We start from the raw sequence: 19,151 nt of genomic DNA, 5'->3' as shown, positions 1-19,151 counted from the left end.
AGTGCCACGACCGGCGTGACCGTGTCCCATCGCGAACGTCGTGTCACGGCACGCCAACCGTAAGCTCGACCGGCCGGCGAGTAGCGGGACCGGCGGTCCGATGCACTGTCGCGGCGGCGAGGTCGGCGAGCAGCATTCCGACCAGCACCGTGGCGATCGGGATCAGCGCAGCGCCCTGCACCACCGGCACGTCACGCACCGCCACCGCGGAGACGAGCAGCCCGCCGAGGCCAGGGAAGCCGTAGACCGTCTCCACCAGTGCGGTTCCGGCCACCAGCCACCCGGTGGTCAGGACCAGCACCTGGATCATGGGCACCAGCAGGAACGGCAGTACGTGCCGGCGCAGAACCAGTGACGGTGACAGGCCCCGCCGGTACGCGTCGACCACGTGCGGCCGGTGCAGGGTGTCGGTGAGCGCGCCGCGGAGCAGGGTGCAGGCGAACGCGGCCGACGGCAGCGCCAGGGTCAGCGCCGGCAGGACCAGCACCTGCGGCTCCTGCCACGGGTGTCCGCCCGGTGGGAGCAGGGACACGGCGGGAAGCCAACCCAACATCCCGGACAGCACCGCGCCCAGAGCCGCCGCGTAGACGGCCTGCGGCACCGCGGCGAGCCCGGCGGCGAGCGTCCCGCCCCGGCCCCGACGCAGGTGCGCGACCAGCAGACCGGCCGCGGTGAGCAGGACCGTCACGACCAGCGCGGCGGCGACCAGGCTGGCCGTGGCGGGCAGGCGCTGGCCGAGCAGGTCACTGACCGGCCGGTCACTGCTCAGCGACCGGCCCAGGTCGCCCCGGAGCAGCCCGCCCAGCCACCGCAGGTACCGCACCGCCACCGGTTGGTCCAGGCCGAGTTCGTCGCGCGCCTGCGCGACCTGCTCCGGTGACGCCCGGCCGGGGTCCCGCAACGTCCCCGCGTCTCCTGGCAGCACCTCGGTGGCGGCGAAGACCACGGCGGTGGCAGCGAGGACCAGCAGCGCCGTACGGGCGAGTCGGCGTGCGATCACTTCGCCTTCCAGGCACGTTCGATGAACATCCGCTGGAAGCCGGGCCCGTTGGGCAGGTCGTGCACACCGGTGCCGGTCAGGTCCAGCCCGTCCCCGACACCCCACACCACGTACCCGCCGTCGCGCCACAGGTCCTGCTGGATGGCGGCGAGCCGGGCGTTGCGCTGGGCCGGGTCGAGGATCCCCATGGCGGCGTTGAACTCGGCGTCGAAGGTGGCGTTGCGCCAGGCGGTCTCGTTGGTCGGGGAGGCGGCCAGCAGGCCGACGCGTACCAGGTCAGGGAAGGAGATGCCCCCGTAGTAACCGACGTAGAAGTCCTTCTTGGCGTAGATGTTCGTCCAGTAGGTGTCGGCGGGCTCCACCTTCACCTCGACCCGCACACCGATGTCGGCGAGTTGGTTGGCGTAGAGGGTGGCCGCGGTGTCCATGCCGGGGTACGACGTGGTGGTGTGCAGGGTGAGCTTCAGCCCTTCGGCGTGACCGGCCTGCGTGAGCAGATCCCTGGCCCGGTCCAGGTCCCGGGTGCGCTGGGTCAGTCCCTTCGGGTACGACGGGTCGTACGGGGTGGGCAGGTCGTTGGCGATCTGGCCATAGCCGAGGAACACCGTGTCGACGAGCGCCTGACGGTCGGCGGCGAGTTTGAACGCCTCGCGCACCTTCGGGTCGTCGAAGGGAGCGGTGTCCAGCCGCATGATGATCGGGTATTCGGTGACGCCCTGGCGGCGCACGACCTGGGCCCGGCCCCCGGCCTCGACGGTCTTGACGGCCGCCGGGCTGACACTGCCGGCGACGTCGGCCTGACCTGAGGTGACGGCGGCGGCACGCGCCTGTGGGTCGGCGACCGCCCGGATCTCGATCCGGTCCAGGTGGGGCCGTTCACCCCACCAGCTGTCGTTGCGGGTGAGCACGGCGGTCTGGGCGTCGGTCTCGGTCACCCGGAACGGTCCGGAGCCGGGGATCGGGGCGGAGAAGTCGGCGCTGCCGTCGGGCACCACGAAGCTGATCGACTCCAGCGCCTTCGGGGCTTCGGCCATCGGGGACCGGGTCGCCAGGACCACCGTGTGGTCGTCCGGTGCGGTGGCCGCTGCCATGTCGAAGTCGGCGAGCCGGCCGTAGTTCTCGGCGGCCTTGTCCGCGATCCGGGTCAGCGAGTACAGCACGTCCCGGGAGCGGACCGGCCGGCCGTCGGTGAACTTCGCGTCGTCGCGCAGCCGGAACGTCCACCGGTTCAGGGTCTGGTTCGGCTCCCACGACTGGGCGAGGCGCGGCTGCGGGCTGCCGTCGGCGCCGGGGACGGTGAGCACGTCGTAGGTCAGGGCGAAGCGCATGAGGTCCGACTCGTTGCCGAGTCCGCCGTGCGGGTCGTTGCTCGCGGTGGCCGGCGAACCCGGTACGACGTAGCGCAGGGTGCCGCCGTCGACGGGCGCGCCCGATCCGCCGGTCGAACCGCTGGTCGTGTTGTCGGCGCCGCAGCCGGCCAGCAGCAGGGCGGCGGTGATGGCAAGCGGCAGCAGTCCGTGCCGCGCGCGGCGGGACCGGAGAGGTATGTACATCGGTTCTTCCATCGGCTAGGAGGGGCGGAGCGGTTACTGGAGCGGACTTGGCAGTGCCGCGAGGGTCTGGTCCAGGAGTCCGGCGATCGTCTTGGCGGCGTCCCCGGTGAGGAGCGAGTAGTGGTGACCCTCGACGACGACTTCGTCGAGCGGCCCGCGTACGTGACCGGGCCAGCCGAGGCCGGGCAGGTCTGGTGCGTCGTCGACACCCATGCCGACGCCGCTGTTGCGCGGTGACGGCAGCGCGGCCCGGACGAGGAGCAGCCGGGTGGCGGGATCGTGCAGGTGGCCCGCGTGGTGCTCGCCGAGCGCCCGCAGGTGACGTTCGAAGACCCGCAGCCGGAGGTCGGCGGTGTCCCGCCGGTTCAGCAGGCCGACGTGGCGCAGCCGCTCGGTGACGGCATTTCGGATCTCGTCACTGGTTCCGGTGAGCAGTCCGGCCCCGTCCCGCGCACCGCCTACGAGGTCCAGGTCGAGGAACGCCTCGAGCGAGTGCAGGTAGCGCAGGGCGGCGACCGCTTCTGGCGCCCCCTGACCGTGTAGGGGCCTGATCCGGTCCGGGGTGTTGGAATCGATCATGAACAGGAGGTCCGTGCGCTCACCGCGCCGCTCCAGGACACAGGCCATCTCGTGGGCCAGCGTTCCGCCCATCGACCAACCGCCGAGCAGGTAGGGCCCGTGCGGCTGGTACGCGCGAACCGTGTCCAGGTAGTGGTCGACGAGGGCGGGGATGTCCGTCGGTCCGACGCCTCCGGTGAGCGCCGGATCGGTGAGACCGACGATCGGCCGATCGTCGGTGAGCAGCCGGGCGAGTTCGCCGTAGCAGAGCACGTCACCGCCGGAGGGGTGGATCAGGAACAGCGGCGCCTTCGCGGTGCCGGCGCGGAGCAGCAGCGCCGTCTCACCCTGACCCGTCCGGGCGTCGACCTGTGGCGTGGGTACGGTCCGCGCCTGCCGTGGTGCCTCCCATGCCTCGACGTCGGAGGCCAGTCGTCGGACCCGCTCGACGTAGGCGGCGAACGCCTGGTCCGCCTCGTCGGCCGGCAGGACGTTCTCCAACACGTCCCACTGCAGGAGCAGGGCGCCGTGCTGCTCGATCACCTGATGATCCAGCCAGGTCTGCGGCGTACTGCTCACGCCGTACACGGGTGCGCCCATCCAGTCCAGGTCGTGCTCGCCGCCGAGCGGGTCGGTCAACCCCAGGGCGCTGGTGAACACCACCGGTACCGACTCGGTCCGGCCGGTGCGCGCGGACTTCTCGGCCAGCAGTTCCAGGGCGGAGAACTCGCGGTGGTCCAGATCGCGGAAGAGCGTCCGCTGCGCGTCGGCCGCGTCGCCGGCGAACGTCCCGGGACGGGACCGGTCCACCTCGTGCAGCAGCAGGGACGTGAAGTCCCCGACGACCAGGTTGACGTCCGGATGCACCTGCGGGCGGTCGAACAGGGTGAGAGTGATGGCGAATCGTCCCTGTCCGGACCAGGCGGCCAACGCGTCCGCGTACGCGGCGAGCAGGACGGCGGTCGGGGTGAGACCACGTCGGGCGGTCTCCGCTCGTAGCGCCTGCCACTGCGGCGGGTCCAACCGGGCGGTGCGTCGGCCGAACCGGGGGCGGGTCCCCGGTTCGGCTGGCCGGACCGGGAGGCCGGGCGCCCCGGGAAGACGATCGAGTCGATCGCGCCAGTAGGCCGCCGCCCGGTCCCGCTCCGGGCCCTGGGCGCGTTGTTCCAGGGCGGCGACGCACGCGGCGAAGGTCGTACCCACCCGTGGGAGCGGGGCGTCCGGGTCCTCGTAGAGGGCGCGGACCTCGCGGTCCCAGAGCAGGAAGCTGGCGGTGTCGCAGACGAGCACGTCAACGTTGACGAACAGGCGGACGATTCCGCCGGGTAGCCGCGCGGCGCGGATGTCGACCAGCGGCCACCGGCCCGGGCGCGGTTCCCGCCCGACCATCTCCTCCCTGGTCCGGGTCAGCTTCTCCAGCCGGGCGGGTTCGTCGAGCGCGGAGAGGTCCCGTACCCGGATGCGGTACCGGGGCACCCGGTCGAGGATCCGGTTGCGGCCCTCGGGGGTGATGATCGCGCGGAGCATCGGGTGCCGGGCGATCACGGCGTTCCAGGCTTGCTCGTACCGGGCAGTGTCCAGCCCCGGGCAGTCGTGTTCGAGGTGGAACGAGCACGGCACGTCACCCAGCCGGTAACCGCCGGACCCGCCGACCCAGTACGCGTGCTGCACCCGGGTCAGCGGAAACTCCCGTGGCCCGTCCGGGTCCGGCCCGGCGGCGTCGGAGTCCGTGCCGACGGCGTCCACGTCCGTCTGCGCCGAGAAACCAGCGGCCGGCGTCGGGGACGGTCGGTTGGCCGCTGCCACCAGTGCGGCCAGCGACGCGACGGTCGGCCGCGACAGCAGGTCCTGCAGCCGTAGCTGGACGCCGTGCTCGTCACGGAGCCGGGCCAGCATCCGGGTGGCGAGCAGGGAGTGCCCGCCGAGGGCGAAGAAGTCGGCGTCCCGGTCGGACACCTCGAATCCGAGCAGCTCCGACCAGACCTTGGCGAGGGTCGCTTCCGCGTCGTCACGGGGGGCACTGCCATCGGCCGGGCCGTCCTGGCCGACGGCTGCGGTGGTCCGCTGTACGTCGGTCTGCCCGCCGGCGAGACGGGGACGCAGGTCGGCGGGGGAGACCGCGACCAGCGCGGGGGCCCGCCCGTGCCCGGCCAGGGCGAGCAGACGGTCCAGTGAGCGCATGCCGTCTCGTCGCCCGATCGAGTGTCGGGAGGCGACGGCCCGGTCGGTGCCGCCCGGGCCGACCCGCCAGCCGTCCCAGGCCGCGCTGACCCAGACCGTACGGCCGTCCGTGCCTGTCCGTTCCGCCAGCGCGTCGAGGTAGCGGTTGGCGGCGGCGTACGGAGCCAACCCCAGGCCGCCGACCAGGGTCGTCGCCGATGACATCAGCAGTACGGTGGCCGGGCGGGTGTGCTCGGGCAGCTCTGCCAGGGCTCGCCGCAGGGCCACGGCGGCCGAGACCTTGGCCCGCGCGTGGTCACGTGCCACCTCGGGATCGACGGCCCGTAGCGGAACGACCGCGGTCGAGGCCACCACGCCCGCGCCGTGCACCACGAGATCCACCCCGCCGAACCGATCGACGACGTCCCACAGCAACGCCGCGGTGGCGGCCGGATCCCCGGCGTCGACCGCCCGTACCTCCACCGGCAGACCCCGTTCGGTCAAGCGTCGGACCGCCGCGATCCGGTCCGCCGCCGGGCTGCCCGGCACCGGGTCGGGGGCGAGTCCGGTGCGGCCGGTGACGACGACCCGCCAACCCCGTTCGGCCAGGTGTTCGGCCATGGTGAGACCGACGTCGCCGAGCCCACCGACGAGCACGGCGGTGCCCGCTTTCGTGCCTACCCTCGGTTCGCGGGTCTGTGGACGCCACGGGGTCAGGGTGCGCAGCCAACGGTGGTCGCCGCGCAGCGCCACCTCCATCCCGGTCCGGCCGCCGGCCATCAGGTCCGCCGCCTCCTCGCCCACCCTGCGGGCCAGCTCGGCCGGCGACCCGGCCGCCGGCAGGTCGATGTTGCGCCAGCGCAGACCGGGGAATTCCTGAGCCAGGATCCGGGGTACGGCGGTGCCTGCCGCGCCGGCCGGACTCGGCTGGTCCGTGCTTTCCACGTGCTGAGCGCTACCGGTCACGTGCAGCAGGCACGTTTCGTGCGCCCAGGCGGCGGTGAGGCGAGCCAGCTCGGCATGCCGAAGTACGCCCTCGGTCACCCGGTCGGCGGGGTCGTCACCGTCCGGGGCAAGGTCGAGTACGACCACACCGGCACAGGGGACCGTCGGGTCTGCGGAGACCTCGGCGCGGTCCATTGTCTGGGCTCCCAGCGCGGACAGGTGTGCCCGTACCGCGCCGATCAGGGGGTTGTCCTCGGGGCCGTCGACCAGCCACCGACCCGCGACGACCGATGGGCCGTCCGGCACGGGTGTGCGCTGCCAAACCGGCAGTTGGAAGGGTTCGTCCTCGTCGGGCGTGTCCGCTACGGGTCCGGCCTCGGGTTCGGGCGGGTCGATCCACAGCCGGCGCCGGTTGAACGGGTGGCCGGGCAGGGCAACCCTGCGCCGGCCGGGCCGATGCAGCGCCTCGGCCGTGATCTCGACACCCCGGGTCCAGAGTTCACCGGCGGCGGTCAGCAGCGCTGCGCGTTCGCCGCCCGGTTCGTCCGGCTCGGGGAAGGTGGCGACGGTCGCCACCAGGTTCGTCGTTTGTTGTTGACGGGCGAGTTGTAGCAGACCGCCCCCGGGGCCGACCTGTACGACGACGGCTGGCCCGTCGCCGATGGCGGTGGTCAGCGTGTCGGAGAAGCGCACCACCGACCGCAGGTGCGGTACCCAGTGGTCAGCGCCGGGCGGGTCGACGAGGAAGCCGCCGGTGAGGGTGGTGGCCAGCGGCACCACCGGTGTCCGCGCGTCCACCGCCGAGGCAGCCGCGCGCAGCTCCGGCAGGACCGGGTCGACGAGTCGTGAGTGGGCGGCAGCGTCCAGCCGCAGGCGGGTGGGCGCCGGGCCGTCCGCAGCCAGTCGCGCCTCCAGTGCGGCCACCGCCGGCTCGGGCCCGGAGACCACACAGGAACCGGGTGCGTTCACGGCGGCGAGATCCAGTTCCGGGTGGTCGGCCAACAGCGCCGCCACGTCGGGCTCGGGCAGCGGCACGGCGAGCATGGCGCCTTGTCCGGCGGTCCGGGACATCCCCCGCGACCGCACGCGGACCAGGGCAGCGGCGTCCGCGAGTGACAGTGCGCCGGCGACCACCGCTGCCACGTACTCGCCGAGGCTGTGACCCACCACCACGTCCGGTCGTACGCCCCACCGGGCGAGGACCCGGGCGGTGGCGAGGGAGACGGTGAACAGCGCGGGCAGGCCGTACGCCGGATCACGGACGAGCCGCAGTGCGACCTGGTCGTCGCGGTCGGCCCGGATCAGGTCGACCAGCCGGGGCTGGCCGGATTCGTCGAACAGCGCCGCGCACTCCCGTACGGTGTGGCCGAACTCCGGCTCGTCCGCCATCAGCTCGCGCCCCATGCCCGGGTATTGGGCACCGCCGCCGGGGAAGACGAGCACGATCCGAGGAGCGACCGTCCCGACCGCACGGCGTGCCGCCGTGGCCAGGGCGGTCCGGTCGGTGACACCGTTTCCGGTGAGGACCGCCGCGGCGCGGTACGGCCGAGCCACCCGGCCCTGATGCAGGGTGTACGCGACGTCGGCCGGCGTTGCCGCAGCCGCATCCAGCGCGTCCGTGGTCGCCGTGACGGTGACGGCCAGGGCCGCGTCGCTGTTGGCGGAGAGCAGTGTCAGCTGCGGGCGCGGATCGGGTTCGGAGGCGGACCCGGCGGGTGCGCTGCCGAGCACCATGTGGCAGTTCGTACCCCCAATGCCAAACGAGCTGACGCCGGCGTAGCGCGGCCCGGGCCAGTCCGTGGTCCGGCGGGCGACGGTGAACGGTGAGCCGTCCAGGTGCAGTTGTGGGTTGAGCGGCTCGGCGTCCAGCGAGGCGGGGAGAACTCCGTGGTGCAGGGCGAGCACGGTCTTGGCGAATCCGGCGATGCCGGCGGCGGAGTTGGCGTGCCCGATGTTGCTCTTCACCGAGCCGACGGCGCACCAGGCCGGACCCTCGTCCCCGAACACCCGACGCAACGCGCCGATCTCCACGACATCGCCGAGGCGGGTCGCGGTGCCGTGCGCCTCGACGTAACTGATCTGTCGGGCGTCCACACCGGCCACGGCCAGCGCCTCGGCGATCACGCGCGCCTGACCACGTGGGGAGGGTGCGGTGAAGCCGGTCTTGTCCGCGCCGTCGTTGTTGACCGCGGAGCCGTGCAGCACCGCCAGCACCGGGTCACCGTCGGCGAGGGCGTCGGTGAGACGGCGCAGGACGGCGACCCCCACTCCCTGGGAGTGGACGATTCCGGTGCCGTCGGCGGAGAACGTGCGCACCCGACCGTCGACGGAGAAGATCCCGTCCGGAACGTACAGGTATCCCAGACCCTGTGGAACGATCAGCGACGCGCCCCCGGCCAGCGCCGTGTCGCATTCGCCGGCCAGCAGCGACTGGGCGGCCAGATGTACGGCCACCAGGGAGGTGGAGCAGGTGCTGTTGACGGCGATCGCCGGCCCGGTCAGCCCGAGGCGGTGTGCGACCTGAAGGGGAAGGTAGTCCCCGACGGTCGCCATAGCCGTCTGGAGGCTGCCGATCGGATCACTGGCGGCGGAGTTGTAGCGGTGGGCGAGGTTGCGCATGAGGTAGTCGCTGTGTGCGGCTCCGGCGAACACCCCGACGGCTCCGGCGCCGATGCCGTTGCCGTGCCCGGCCGCTTCGAGGGCGCGCCAGCAGGCTTCGAGGAACAGCCGCTGTTGCGGATCCATGAGTGCGGCCTCGGTGTCGGTGAGCCCGAACGGTTCCGGATCGAACAGGTCCTGACCGTCGATGACGCCGCCGACCGGAACGTATGCGGAATGCTCGCGCAGCCGGAGAGGCACCCCTCGCTCGGCGAGTTCCCCGAGCGTGTGTCGGGTGAGGCCGTGGCGCTCGGATACCAGCAGTTCCCAGAACGCGGCGGTGTCGGGTGCGCAGGGGAAGCGGCAGTCCAGGGCGGTGACGGCGATCAGCGATTCCGCCGAGTTGTCCGTCGCGCTCATCGGTCGACCTCCTGGGCCCGGGTGCGGGCGGCCAGCCGGGACGAGCGTCGGGTCGACGGTTGCGTCGAATTGTCGAGCGGCTCGTGCGTTCGTGGGCCTTGGTTGGGTGTCAGGGAGGTGATGTGGGCGGCGAGGGAGGCGACCGTGGCGTGTCCGAACATGTCCGCGAGTGCCAGTCGGGGGGCGATGCCCTCGTGCAGCCTGCGGTGGCTGAGTACGAGCGTGAGCGAGGTCGCGCCCAACGCGGCGAACGTGCTGTCCGGGTGCACCGGTTCTCCGGTCAGGTCGCTGAGCACCGCGATGACCGCCTCGGTGACGCTGGGGTCTGTCGGGCGGGCACCCTTGGTCACCCCACCGTCTGCGGGCTTCTGCGCCGACGGTTCCGGTGCTGTGACTGCCGGTTCGGCGACGGCGGCCGGTTGCCGGGTCGGAGGAGTGCCAGCGGTCGGGACCGGATTCGGACTGCGAGGGACGAGTTCGATGACACCGTCGACGGGAATCCGTTCGACGAAATTGGCAGCGTATGCACCAGTTCCGAGATGGACCCGTTCGAGCCAGCGGGCCGACGCGACGAGGGCCTGCGACGGTGACAGCCGCCCCGGATGTACGACCAGCCCGATCTCCAGGCCGAGCGCCGCCGCCTCAGTGATCGCCGGGCCGACCCAGTCCGGGCCGTTCGAGGCGGACGAGAGTGGCGTGCGTACTGGAGGCGTGGCTGGCGGGGGCGACGGCTGGATGTCGTCGTCCGAGCTGTCGTCCACGGTCCGGTAGGGGTTTGGCAACGCCGCGTGGTCGATCTTGCCGTTTGGGGTGACCGGCAGCGACTCCAGCACGAGGAACCGGTTCGGGACCATGTAGTCGGGCAACCGCTCGCGCAACGTTTCCGTCAGCTCAGCGATCGGCGGCGTAGGTTGGCCGGCCTTGGGTACCACGTACGCGACCAGGCGTGGCCGTTCGTCCGGACCGGGCACCGCCGCCACGACACACTGCCGCAACCCCGGGTGCCGGCTCAGCGTGGCCTCGATCTCGCCGAGCTCGATTCGGTGTCCGCGAACCTTCACCTGCCGGTCGACGCGCCCCAGGAACTCGATGTTTCCGTCCTGCCGCCACCGCCCCAGGTCCCCGGTGCGGTACAACCGCTCGCCCAGCACCGGATGGGTGGCGAAGCGTTGCGCCGTCTGCTCCGGATCGCCGACGTAGCCGCTGGCGAGTCCGTCACCGCCGATGAACAACTCGCCCGGTTCACCGACCGGGCAGGGGGCACCGTTCGGGTCGAGGATGTGGAAGGACTGGGCCCGCAGTGCCCGACCGTACGGGATGCTCCGCCACTGCAGGTCGACTTCTCCCACGGGGTAGGTGATCGACCAGATGGACGCTTCGGTCGCGCCACCCAGACTCATCACCCGCGCCTGCGGGGCGAGGCGACGCAGCCGGTCGGGAAGGGTCAGCGGGATCCAGTCGCCGGAGAGCATCACCAGCCGCAGCGTGCGCAGGGCCTTACCGGCGGCCTCCGGCTCGATTTCGGCGTACTCGACGAGCATCTCCAGCAACGCGGGGGCGGTGTTCCAGATGGTGATTCCATGCCGGTCGGCGAGTTCCAGCCAGTGTTGCGGGTCGCGTTGCCGGGCCGGGTCGGGCAGGATCAGCGCGCCACCGGCGCCGAGGACCCCGTAGATGTCGAAGACGGAGAGGTCGAAGCTGAGCGCGGACAGGGCCAGTACCCGGTCACCGGCGTGCACGCCGAAGCGGTCGACGATGTCGTCGATGGTGGTGCGAGCGGCCCGGTGCTGGATCTCGACGCCCTTCGGGTGGCCAGTTGATCCGGAGGTGAAGATGACGTACGCGGTGGAGCCGGCATCGGGTTGCGGGCGCGGCGGTGTGGTCGGCGGCGACGCCGACACCTCCGGTCGGGCGCTGGGCCGTCCGACTGCGGTCAGGCGGTGTGGTGTGACGCCCTCGGGCCACGCCGTCCGTACGCCTCGGCCGACCAGAGCGTGCCGCACCCCGGCACGGGCGCAGATCGCCGCCACACGGGCATCGGGCCAGGACGGCTCGACGGGCAGGTAACCCGCCCCGACGGCGTTGACGGCCAGGACCGCGGCTATCTGGGCGGGCCCCTTCTCACAAGCCACCGCGACCAGATCGCCCGCACCGACACCGGCCGCACCGAGGGCTCCGGCGGTTGCGGCGACGTTCTCGGCCAGCCGTCCGTGCGAGGTCGTCCCGCTGCCGGCGTAGAGCGCCGGGTGTTCGGGCACGCGGTGGGCGGCGATGGTCACCGGATCGTGCAGCAGCGGACCAGCATCGGGAAACGGCTCGACGTCCAGGGTTTCGGTCGGTAGGACGAAGGGGTCCCAGCCGAGGGTCGGATCCTTCCAGGCGGCGGCCTCGGTGAGGCGGTGCAGCAGCCGAAGGTACGCGTCGAGCATGTCCCGCAGGTAGCCCTCGGGGAAGGCGCCGACGACCCCGTCCCAGGCGATCCGGAGCGCCCCGGCCTCGTCCCACACGATGTGGTCGAGCAGTACCTGAGGGGTCTGCGAAACACCGAAGACTTCCTCGCCGAGCCAGCTCGCCGGAGCCTCGGCCTTGTCACCGGCAAGCCCCACCCCGCTGGTGAACACCACCGGGTAGGGCGGTGGGCCAGCGGTGCGGTCGAGCTGTCGCAGCACCTCAACCCCGGAGACCGAGCGGTGGTCTAGGTCTTCCCAGAACCGGCGGTTCAGATCTGCGGCGTACCCGGCGAACCCGCTCCAGGATGACGGGTCGCACCGGGGCGTGCCCACCAGCGCGGTGGTGGTGAAGTCGCCCACCACCAGGTCGATGCCCTCGGGGCTTTCGGGACGGTCGAACAGCGTGGTGTTCAGGCATACCTGGTCGCCGGCCCCCCACCGAGACAGGATCACCGCGAACGCGGCCAGCAGCGCGGCGGTCGGCGTCACTCCGTGCTCGCCGCACCGGGCGCGTAACTCCCGCCAGGCTCCGGTCTCGAGCCCGCCGGCGTGCCGGACGAATCGAGGCGGCTCGGTGGAGTCAGCGGCACGGGTCACCGGCAGGCGTGGCGCCGGAGGAAGTTCGGCGACGCGGGTCGCCCAGTAGGCCTGGTCCCGTACACGCCGCTCGGCCCATTCCGGATCGGCAGCCCTGCCCCGCAACAGGTCGGTGAAGTCGGCGGGAGGCACGGGTAGGGACGCGGCAGGATCCGCGACGAGTTGCCCCCACTGGCGCATCAGCAGCATCCAGCCGGCCATGTCGGTAACCAGCACGTCGACCCCGACGTACAGGCGAGTGCGGCCTTCGGGCAGGAACGCCGCGTGCAGGTCGAACAGCGGCCACTGCCCGGCCGGGCGTACCTGGTGAGAGCGGTCGTGCCGTAAAGCGGCGAGCTCTTCGTCCACCTTTGCGGGCGAGGCGTCGCGCAGGTCGGTGACGCCGATTCGATACGGCCCGACCGAGGGCAGGACGCGTCCCCGGCCACGGTGGTCGGCGACCATCCGCAGCATCGAGTGGTGCGAGACAAGTCGGTTCCAGGCGACTTCCAGACGATCGAGGTCGGCCACGGCGTCGTCGGTGATCCGGTCGTACTCGTAGTAATAGAACGTGGCCACCCCACCGAGAACCAGCCCGGCCTCCCGACCGACCAGGTAGGACTCCTGGATCGGGGTCAGGGCAAAGACCAACGAGTCGTCCGGCTGCGTGCTGGTGCTGGAGGGGTCGCTGGTCGGCTCAACAAACCGCGACAGTTGCCGGGCGAGGTCCAGCGCGGTCGCGTTGTCGAGAAACGCCGTCAGCGGTAGGTCGTGCCCAGTGCGCTCCCGGATCCGGCGGCGTAGCCGTACGGCGGTGAACGACTCCAGGCCCAGGGCCGTCAGCGGTGTTTCCGTGTCGATCAGCCCGGGGTCCGTGCCGAGGACCTCGGCGATGCAGTCAAGTACGTCGTCGAGGGCTGCTTCGGGATTCAGGGGCAGGTTCATCCGGTCTCCGTAGCTGCGACGGCAAGGGGGAGCGCCCCACCGGAAGTACGGCGGGGCGCGCACCGGAGAGCCTAGGTGAAAATGAATTTCATTTCAATCATGTCACGGAGGTTAGTTCCGGGTCGCGACGTACATCCCGGCGTCGGGAGGGCCCGTACGACGCGTGGTCAGCCCGTGCTCGGCAAGCTCCTTGCCCAGCTCCGCTTCGTCCAGGACCCACCAGTCGTATTCCACGACGAGTTCGGACACGGGCTGCCCGTCCCGTTGGACGAGGTAGGTCATGTGCCACCTGACCTGGTGATCGCCCACGACCTCCGCGCTCGCCCAGCCCTCGTAGGTCAGGTCGCCCACCTTGCGGCTGGACATTCGGCTCCTCGCGATGTGAGTCGGGCTCGTCGGCGGGGAGAGATTGAGGATCACGCCGCCCCCGGGGACCAGTCGGGGGGCCGCTCGTCCCCACAACACCTGTCGATCGTCCGGTGACAGGTGCCCGATCATGTTCATGGCTACCAGCGCCCGTATGTGGTCGGGGAGGGGAGTGCCCAGCGCGTCGGTCGGTGAGACGGTCACCCGCTCGCGCAGGCGTACGTCCTCGTGTGCCCGTGCGAGCAGTACCGCGCGCAGGGATGGTGAGGGCTCCACCGCCAGAACCGGCGAGTCGTCGGGCAGGGCGGCGCAGATCACCGCGACCCCGCGACCCGAACCGGCGCCCAGGTCCACAGTGACCCCCGTCGTGCCGCTGAGGCCACGCAGGGCCTCGGCAAGCCCGGGGGCGAAGAACCCCCAAGCCTCGGCGATGAGGATGTCGATGTACTCGGCTGATCGTTGGTACGGATCGTTCATGGAAGTCCTCGGGTCGATGGGTCTAGCGATTATGACAATCGTTTCGATTATTGGCGACGGGCATGCGCTGTGGGGGTGGGTGGATCGACGACGGGACCAGTAGGCAAGCTCTGCGGAGCGCTCGCATCGCCGCAGGTGGTCAGGCGACGGGGCGACGCATGTGATTGGGTGTGGGTCCGTCCGAAGTGTGCGGCCCGCAGGAGCGTGTCTGGCGGGAGAAATCCGTCGCCTGGGATGGGTTGGGCGACCGGCGGGCGCGGCGGGTCGGGGGAGGCATCTATGCATGCGGTTATGCGCTTTTGACAATCATTTTCGCAAGATCGCAAGCTGAACCATGAGAACTCCCTTGAAGGTGACGGCATTGACGGCCACAGCCGTGCTGGCCTCGGTTGGGCTCGGCGCATGTGGTGGTGACAGTGACCCTGGCCCCACGGCGTCGCCGAGCAAGATTTCGGTGGTGGCGGCCTTCTATCCGCTGCAGTTCGTCGCGCAGAGGGTGGGCGGCGACGCGGTCACCGTGACCAACCTGGCCAAGCCAGGGGTCGAGCCGCACGACATGGAACTCGTTCCAGAGCAGGTCAGACAGATTGTGGATGCAAATCTGGTGGTCTACCTGCGTGGGTTCCAGCCTGCGGTCGACGAGGCTGTCGAGCAGAACGCCAAAGACTCCTCCTTCGACGGCCTCGCGATCGAGTCGCTGCGCGATGCCCCCGCCGGCGGGGAGCACGAGGGCGAGGAACATGAGGGCGAGGAGGAGAGCAAGGCGCTCAACGGAAAAGATCCGCACATCTGGCTGGACCCGACTCGGCTGGCGACACTCGGCGACAAGCTCGCCGATCGGCTCGCGACCTTGGAGCCCGGCCGGGCCGCCGACTTCCGGAACGGCGCGGCGGCCCTGCGCGCCGAGCTGGGCAAGCTCGACACCGAGTACACGGACAGCCTGGGGACCTGCCAGCGCAGGGAGATCGTTACCAGCCATGCCGCGTTCGGTTACCTCGCGGGCAGGTACCAGTTGGAGCAGATCCCAATTAGCGGCCTGTCCCCCGAGGAGGAGCCGTCGCCGCAACACATGGCCGAGGTCGCTGAGCAGGCCAGGGCACGCAAGGTGACCACGATCTTCTTCGAAACGTTGGTCAGCCCGAAGGTCGCCGAGACCATCGCGCGGGAGGTAGGGGCGAAAGCGGAGGTACTCGATCCGATCGAGGGCCTGACCCCCGGCTCCAGCGATGACTACCTGTCAGTGATGCGGACGAACCTGGGGCGGCTGAAGGCCGCGCTGGGCTGCGGGTAACAAACCACTCACCATCTCCCGCCGGGCCGCAGCGCGCGGTCCGGCGGCCGGGTGACCTGGCGCTGCGGACCGGCTGACAGGCACCACAAATTCAGTCGACGGCAGGTTTGCTGGGCGGCCGGTGCGTAGACAGGTCGTCGCTCGGATGATCGGGTAGGTCCAGGTCGGTGTGGTCGGCGTGGAACAGGGCCTCGTCGAGCAGGTGACCAACGTGCACGTTCGCGGCAGAGTAGTAGACAAAAGTTCCCTCGCGTCGGCCGCGCACCAGCCCAGCCAGCCGCAACTTCGCCAAGTGCTGACTGACAGCGGTCGGGGCGCCACCGACTAATTCCGCCAGACAGGCGACCGAGGACTCGCCTTGAAGCAGTGCCCAGAGAATCTTGATCCGGGTCGGATCGGCCAGTAGGCGGAAGCTCTCGGCCGCGAGGTGGACCTGCTCCTCGTTCGGCATACGGAAGTCGGGCACGGACGTGTGCATGAGCGGAAGCCTATCCCAGACCTGCTAACTTGCGTATATGCATGACTGCGCAGGTAGTGTGGTCTGGTGCTGACCGATGCGCGGCTCCGGCCGGATTCAGCTGTGATTACTCAGGGTGCCCCTCGGAGGCGCCGTACTCCGCTGTGGGCGCTGGCCGAGGCGCGCTGGGCGGCCGCCGCCGTGGGTCTGTTCGCGGCCGGCGGGGTTCTACAACTGGCGGGTGGACCGCCATGGTCGTGGTGGACGCTGTACCTCGCCTGCTACGCCGCCGGTGGTTGGGAGCCGGGTTTGGCCGGGCTGCGGGCGCTGCGGCACAAGACGCTCGACGTGGACCTGCTGATGGTTATCGCCGCGATCGGGGCGGCGTCGATCGGGCAGGTGTTCGACGGCGCGTTGCTTATCGTCATCTTCGCCACCTCGGGCGCCCTGGAGGCATTTGCCACTCAACGCACGGCCGACTCGGTCCGTAGCCTGCTGGATCTCGCTCCGCCGCGCGTCACCAGGGTGGATGCGTTCGGCGGTGAGGAGGCAATTGACGTGGCTGACCTGGCGGTCGCCGACGTGATCCTGATCCGCCCCGGTGAGCGGATCGGCGCCGACGGTCACGTACTCGACGGTGCCAGCGAGGTAGACCAGGCCACCATCACCGGCGAGCCGTTACCGGTAGCCAAGTGCACAGGCGACGAGGTGTTCGCCGGTACCTTCAATGGCACCGGTGCCCTGCGGGTACGGGTGGCGAAATCGGCTACCGACACCGTGGTGGCCCGCATCGTGGCCATGGTAGAAGAGGCATCGGTCACGAAGGCACCGACGCAGCTGTTCATCGAGAAGGTCGAACAGCGTTACTCACTCGGCGTTGTCGTCGCGACGCTGGCACTGTTCGGGATTCCATTGGCGCTCGGTGAGGATCTCACGACATCGTTGCTGCGCGCCATGACCTTCATGATCGTCGCGTCGCCCTGCGCGGTGGTGCTTGCCACCATGCCACCCCTGCTGGCGGCGATGGCCACCGCCGGCCGTCATGGTGTGCTGATCAAGTCCGCAGTCGTGATGGAGCGCCTTGCCCAGACCGGCCAGGTGGCGTTCGACAAGACCGGCACGCTCACCGAAGGCAGCCCGCAAGTGGCCGTCATTCGGGTGGTGCCCGGTGGCCTACTCGACGACAGCGACCAAGTTCTCGCGATGGCCGCCGCCGCGGAGCAACCCAGTGAACACCCGTTGGCCGCTGCGACGCTCGCTGCCGCGCGGGACCGGGAACTGACGGTGCCGGCTTCGGCCGACTTCACCTCACTGCCCGGGCGGGGCGTGACCGCCCGCGTCGAGGGGCGCGAGGTAGCCGTAGGCAGCCCGGCCCATCTGCTTTCCGACGGCCATCAGATCGCCCGCCGACTGACCGAGGAGTTGGAGGACGACGGGCATACCGCGGTTGTCGTACTCGTGGATGGTGACCCGGTCGGCGTGCTCGGCATCGCCGACCGGATTCGTCCGGCTGCCGCCGAGACCAGCGCTCGGATCGCGGCGCTGACCGGACGGGCACCGGTGCTACTCACCGGCGACAACGCCCGCGCTGCCGTGCGCATCGCGAGCCAGGTGGGCGTGCACGATATCCGCGCCGGCCTGTTGCCCGAGGCCAAGGTCGCCGCCGTACATGAGCTGCAGGCCGACGGTACCCACCTGCTCGTTGTCGGGGACGGGATCAACGATGCCCCGGCCCTGGCCGCTGCGCACATCGGCATCGCGATGGGCAGGGTGGGATCCGATCTCGCCATCGAAGCCGCGGACGCGGTCGTTGTCCGCGATGATCTGACCACCATCCCAGCTGTCATCGAATTGTCCCGCCGTGCCCGTCGCTATGTCATCGCAAACCTCGTCATCGCGGGGTCAGTCATCACCGTGCTCGCCACCTGGGACATCATCGGTCATCTTCCGCTGCCGTTAGGCGTGGCCGGGCACGAGGGATCGACCATCATCGTGGGTCTCAATGGGCTACGTTTGCTGCGCCGAGACGCCTGGCCGGTGGGTCGGTCGGCGATGTGGCGAGCCCGCTTGAACGAGCGAAAAGGGCAAACCGGTGTCGATGGTGGGCAGCCCGCCCTGCGATCACGACGACACTGATCCCACTGATGAGGTTGTTTCGGCGACGCTCGCACCGACCTGGGCGCGGCAGTGCCGTATCGATCGGCTGTGGTGGTGAACACCAGGACTCGGGTTAGGGTGAGCTGCCACCGGATCAGCCCGAGCGAGGAGAGCAGAGACTCCGTGACCGCCTCCGACCGAGCGCCGCGCCGGGCCGGGCCCGCCGCTCCGAAAGGGGCAGATTCCGGAGCAGTTTGCCGCCCGCGTCGGCGAGCAGGTCGAAGAGCACGTAGTGGGCGGGGTATTCGTGGGCCAGTCGGAGGAGCCTGCGGCCGGCGGTGACGCGCCGCTGCAACTGGGCGAAGTTCGTCCTCCCGCGCTCGAACACGATCAACGTAGTGAGCCCGACCAGTAAGCAAGACGCGAGAGCGAGCTGTCCGATCCGTGGGTTGGTTGGGCCCGGGATGATTCGCGACCTCGTTTGGAGCCAGGTCTACGGGCCGGGCTTCACTCGGAGCGGGTACGAGATGTCGACATCTCGTTCTTCGACCCAGACGATCTCAGTCGCGGTAGCGACGATCAGGCAACGCGACGGCTGTATGTCGCCTGGCCGGAGGTGTCTGGGAGGCCTGCAACCAGGCAGCTATCCAGCGGGAGGTCCGGCGGCGATCTGGTCAGCCCGCTGCTGAGCATCGCCGACGCCGTCGGCACCTGGCCCGAGAACGCTGGCGTCCCGGTTCGTCTCGAGCTGGTGGGTGGCATCGAGACCTGCGCTACGGTCGGCCTGAACTACCTACTGGCCGGCGTAGGGCACCGCAACCCTCGACGTCTCAGCTTGGAGGCGTCTCGTGCCCGGCTTCCCGCCACTGATCGGCCGATCAGTGGCCGCTGGTGCAGGTGATCCCACCTGGGACCAGCACAGGTGAACAGGCCCGTGGCGATGGTGATCCCGATCAGACGAGGGCGCATCGCGGGTCCCCGGAGAAACGGGCAGCCCCGCTCGTTGCCGCGCCGCCGTGTCGCGAGGTGCGGATGTTCGAGGATGACTGGACTCGCTCGTCGTACACCTGTGCTACTCGGGGGTTTCTTGTGCGTCCTGAAGTCGTGAACCTCGGTTGGATCCACCGTCCTGCACGCGCCGACAGTGCCCAGGCCGACGAACACGCCGGTAAGCGGGTCCACTTCGTGGGCAGAGCGCTCGACGAGAACGGGCCGGGTAGAGGTTGTCCTCGCGGACGGGACGCGGGTACAGGCGTAC

The 19,151-nt window shown here is 70.5% G+C and carries 10 protein-coding genes; 3 read left to right on the top strand and 7 right to left on the bottom strand.

Going from position 1 to position 19,151, the window contains the following annotated elements; translation table 11 throughout:
* Positions 1 to 43 precede the first annotated feature (43 nt).
* The 5 genes from BDK92_RS13185 to BDK92_RS13165 all read right to left on the bottom strand — a co-directional run bounded on the left by BDK92_RS13185 (position 44) and on the right by BDK92_RS13165 (position 14,048).
* The gene (locus BDK92_RS13185) at positions 44 to 1,000 is read right to left on the bottom strand and encodes an ABC transporter permease (RefSeq protein ID WP_121156980.1); all 957 of its coding nucleotides are present in this window, start codon (positions 998 to 1,000) and stop codon (positions 44 to 46) included.
* Entirely contained in the window at positions 997 to 2,553 is a 1,557-nt protein-coding gene (locus tag BDK92_RS13180; RefSeq protein ID WP_121156979.1) for an ABC transporter substrate-binding protein, read from the bottom strand. Before BDK92_RS13180 ends, BDK92_RS13185 begins: the two co-directional genes overlap by 4 nt.
* A gap of 33 nt (positions 2,554 to 2,586) precedes the next feature.
* The gene (locus BDK92_RS13175) at positions 2,587 to 9,234 is read right to left on the bottom strand and encodes a type I polyketide synthase (protein ID WP_121156978.1); all 6,648 of its coding nucleotides are present in this window, start codon (positions 9,232 to 9,234) and stop codon (positions 2,587 to 2,589) included.
* Positions 9,231 to 13,205, bottom strand: a complete 3,975-nt coding sequence (locus BDK92_RS13170) for a non-ribosomal peptide synthetase (protein ID WP_121156977.1) — start codon at positions 13,203 to 13,205, stop codon at positions 9,231 to 9,233. Before BDK92_RS13170 ends, BDK92_RS13175 begins: the two co-directional genes overlap by 4 nt.
* A gap of 111 nt (positions 13,206 to 13,316) precedes the next feature.
* Entirely contained in the window at positions 13,317 to 14,048 is a 732-nt protein-coding gene (locus BDK92_RS13165; RefSeq protein ID WP_121156976.1) for a class I SAM-dependent methyltransferase, read from the bottom strand.
* Positions 14,049 to 14,382: 334 nt separating this feature from the next.
* Here BDK92_RS13165 and BDK92_RS13160 point away from each other — a divergent pair, with 334 nt between their 5' ends.
* Positions 14,383 to 15,339 carry a metal ABC transporter substrate-binding protein gene (locus BDK92_RS13160; RefSeq protein WP_121156975.1) on the top strand — a complete coding sequence of 319 codons (957 nt, stop codon included), beginning with the start codon at positions 14,383 to 14,385 and terminating at the stop codon, positions 15,337 to 15,339.
* Between the two features lie 91 nt (positions 15,340 to 15,430).
* On the opposite strand, the gene BDK92_RS13155 is transcribed toward BDK92_RS13160, so the two are convergent.
* The gene (locus tag BDK92_RS13155; protein ID WP_121156974.1) at positions 15,431 to 15,817 is read right to left on the bottom strand and encodes an ArsR/SmtB family transcription factor; all 387 of its coding nucleotides are present in this window, start codon (positions 15,815 to 15,817) and stop codon (positions 15,431 to 15,433) included.
* A gap of 66 nt (positions 15,818 to 15,883) precedes the next feature.
* Between BDK92_RS13155 and BDK92_RS13150 the strand changes: the two genes are divergently transcribed.
* The gene (locus BDK92_RS13150) at positions 15,884 to 17,932 is read left to right on the top strand and encodes a heavy metal translocating P-type ATPase (protein WP_425462228.1); all 2,049 of its coding nucleotides are present in this window, start codon (positions 15,884 to 15,886) and stop codon (positions 17,930 to 17,932) included.
* Positions 17,933 to 18,047: 115 nt separating this feature from the next.
* Here the strand turns inward: BDK92_RS13150 and BDK92_RS13145 are convergent, their stop codons facing one another.
* Positions 18,048 to 18,281, bottom strand: a complete 234-nt coding sequence (locus tag BDK92_RS13145) for a hypothetical protein (protein ID WP_211349199.1) — start codon at positions 18,279 to 18,281, stop codon at positions 18,048 to 18,050.
* A 93-nt stretch (positions 18,282 to 18,374) separates the two neighbouring features.
* On the opposite strand from BDK92_RS13145, the gene BDK92_RS41145 reads away from it, so the two are divergent.
* On the top strand, positions 18,375 to 18,794 hold the full coding sequence (locus tag BDK92_RS41145) for a nucleotidyltransferase family protein (RefSeq protein WP_170208573.1): 420 nt from the start codon (positions 18,375 to 18,377) through the stop codon (positions 18,792 to 18,794).
* Positions 18,795 to 19,151: the final 357 nt, after the last annotated feature.

This window comes from Micromonospora pisi (assembly GCF_003633685.1).
GTDB lineage: Bacteria > Actinomycetota > Actinomycetes > Mycobacteriales > Micromonosporaceae > Micromonospora_G > Micromonospora_G pisi.
This window is presented reverse-complemented; position numbering and strand designations above follow the sequence as displayed.

Bases quoted from the DNA above. Each gene is read 5' to 3' on its own strand.
- BDK92_RS13180 (WP_121156979.1), bottom strand. From the start codon at position 2,553: ATGTACATACCTCTCCGGTCCCGCCGCGCGCGGCACGGACTGCTGCCG.
- BDK92_RS13175 (WP_121156978.1), bottom strand. From the start codon at position 9,234: ATGAGCGCGACGGACAACTCGGCGGAATCGCTGATCGCCGTCACCGCC.
- BDK92_RS13170 (WP_121156977.1), bottom strand. From the start codon at position 13,205: ATGAACCTGCCCCTGAATCCCGAAGCAGCCCTCGACGACGTACTTGAC.
- BDK92_RS13165 (WP_121156976.1), bottom strand. From the start codon at position 14,048: ATGAACGATCCGTACCAACGATCAGCCGAGTACATCGACATCCTCATC.
- BDK92_RS13160 (WP_121156975.1), top strand. From the start codon at position 14,383: ATGAGAACTCCCTTGAAGGTGACGGCATTGACGGCCACAGCCGTGCTG.
- BDK92_RS13155 (WP_121156974.1), bottom strand. From the start codon at position 15,817: ATGCACACGTCCGTGCCCGACTTCCGTATGCCGAACGAGGAGCAGGTC.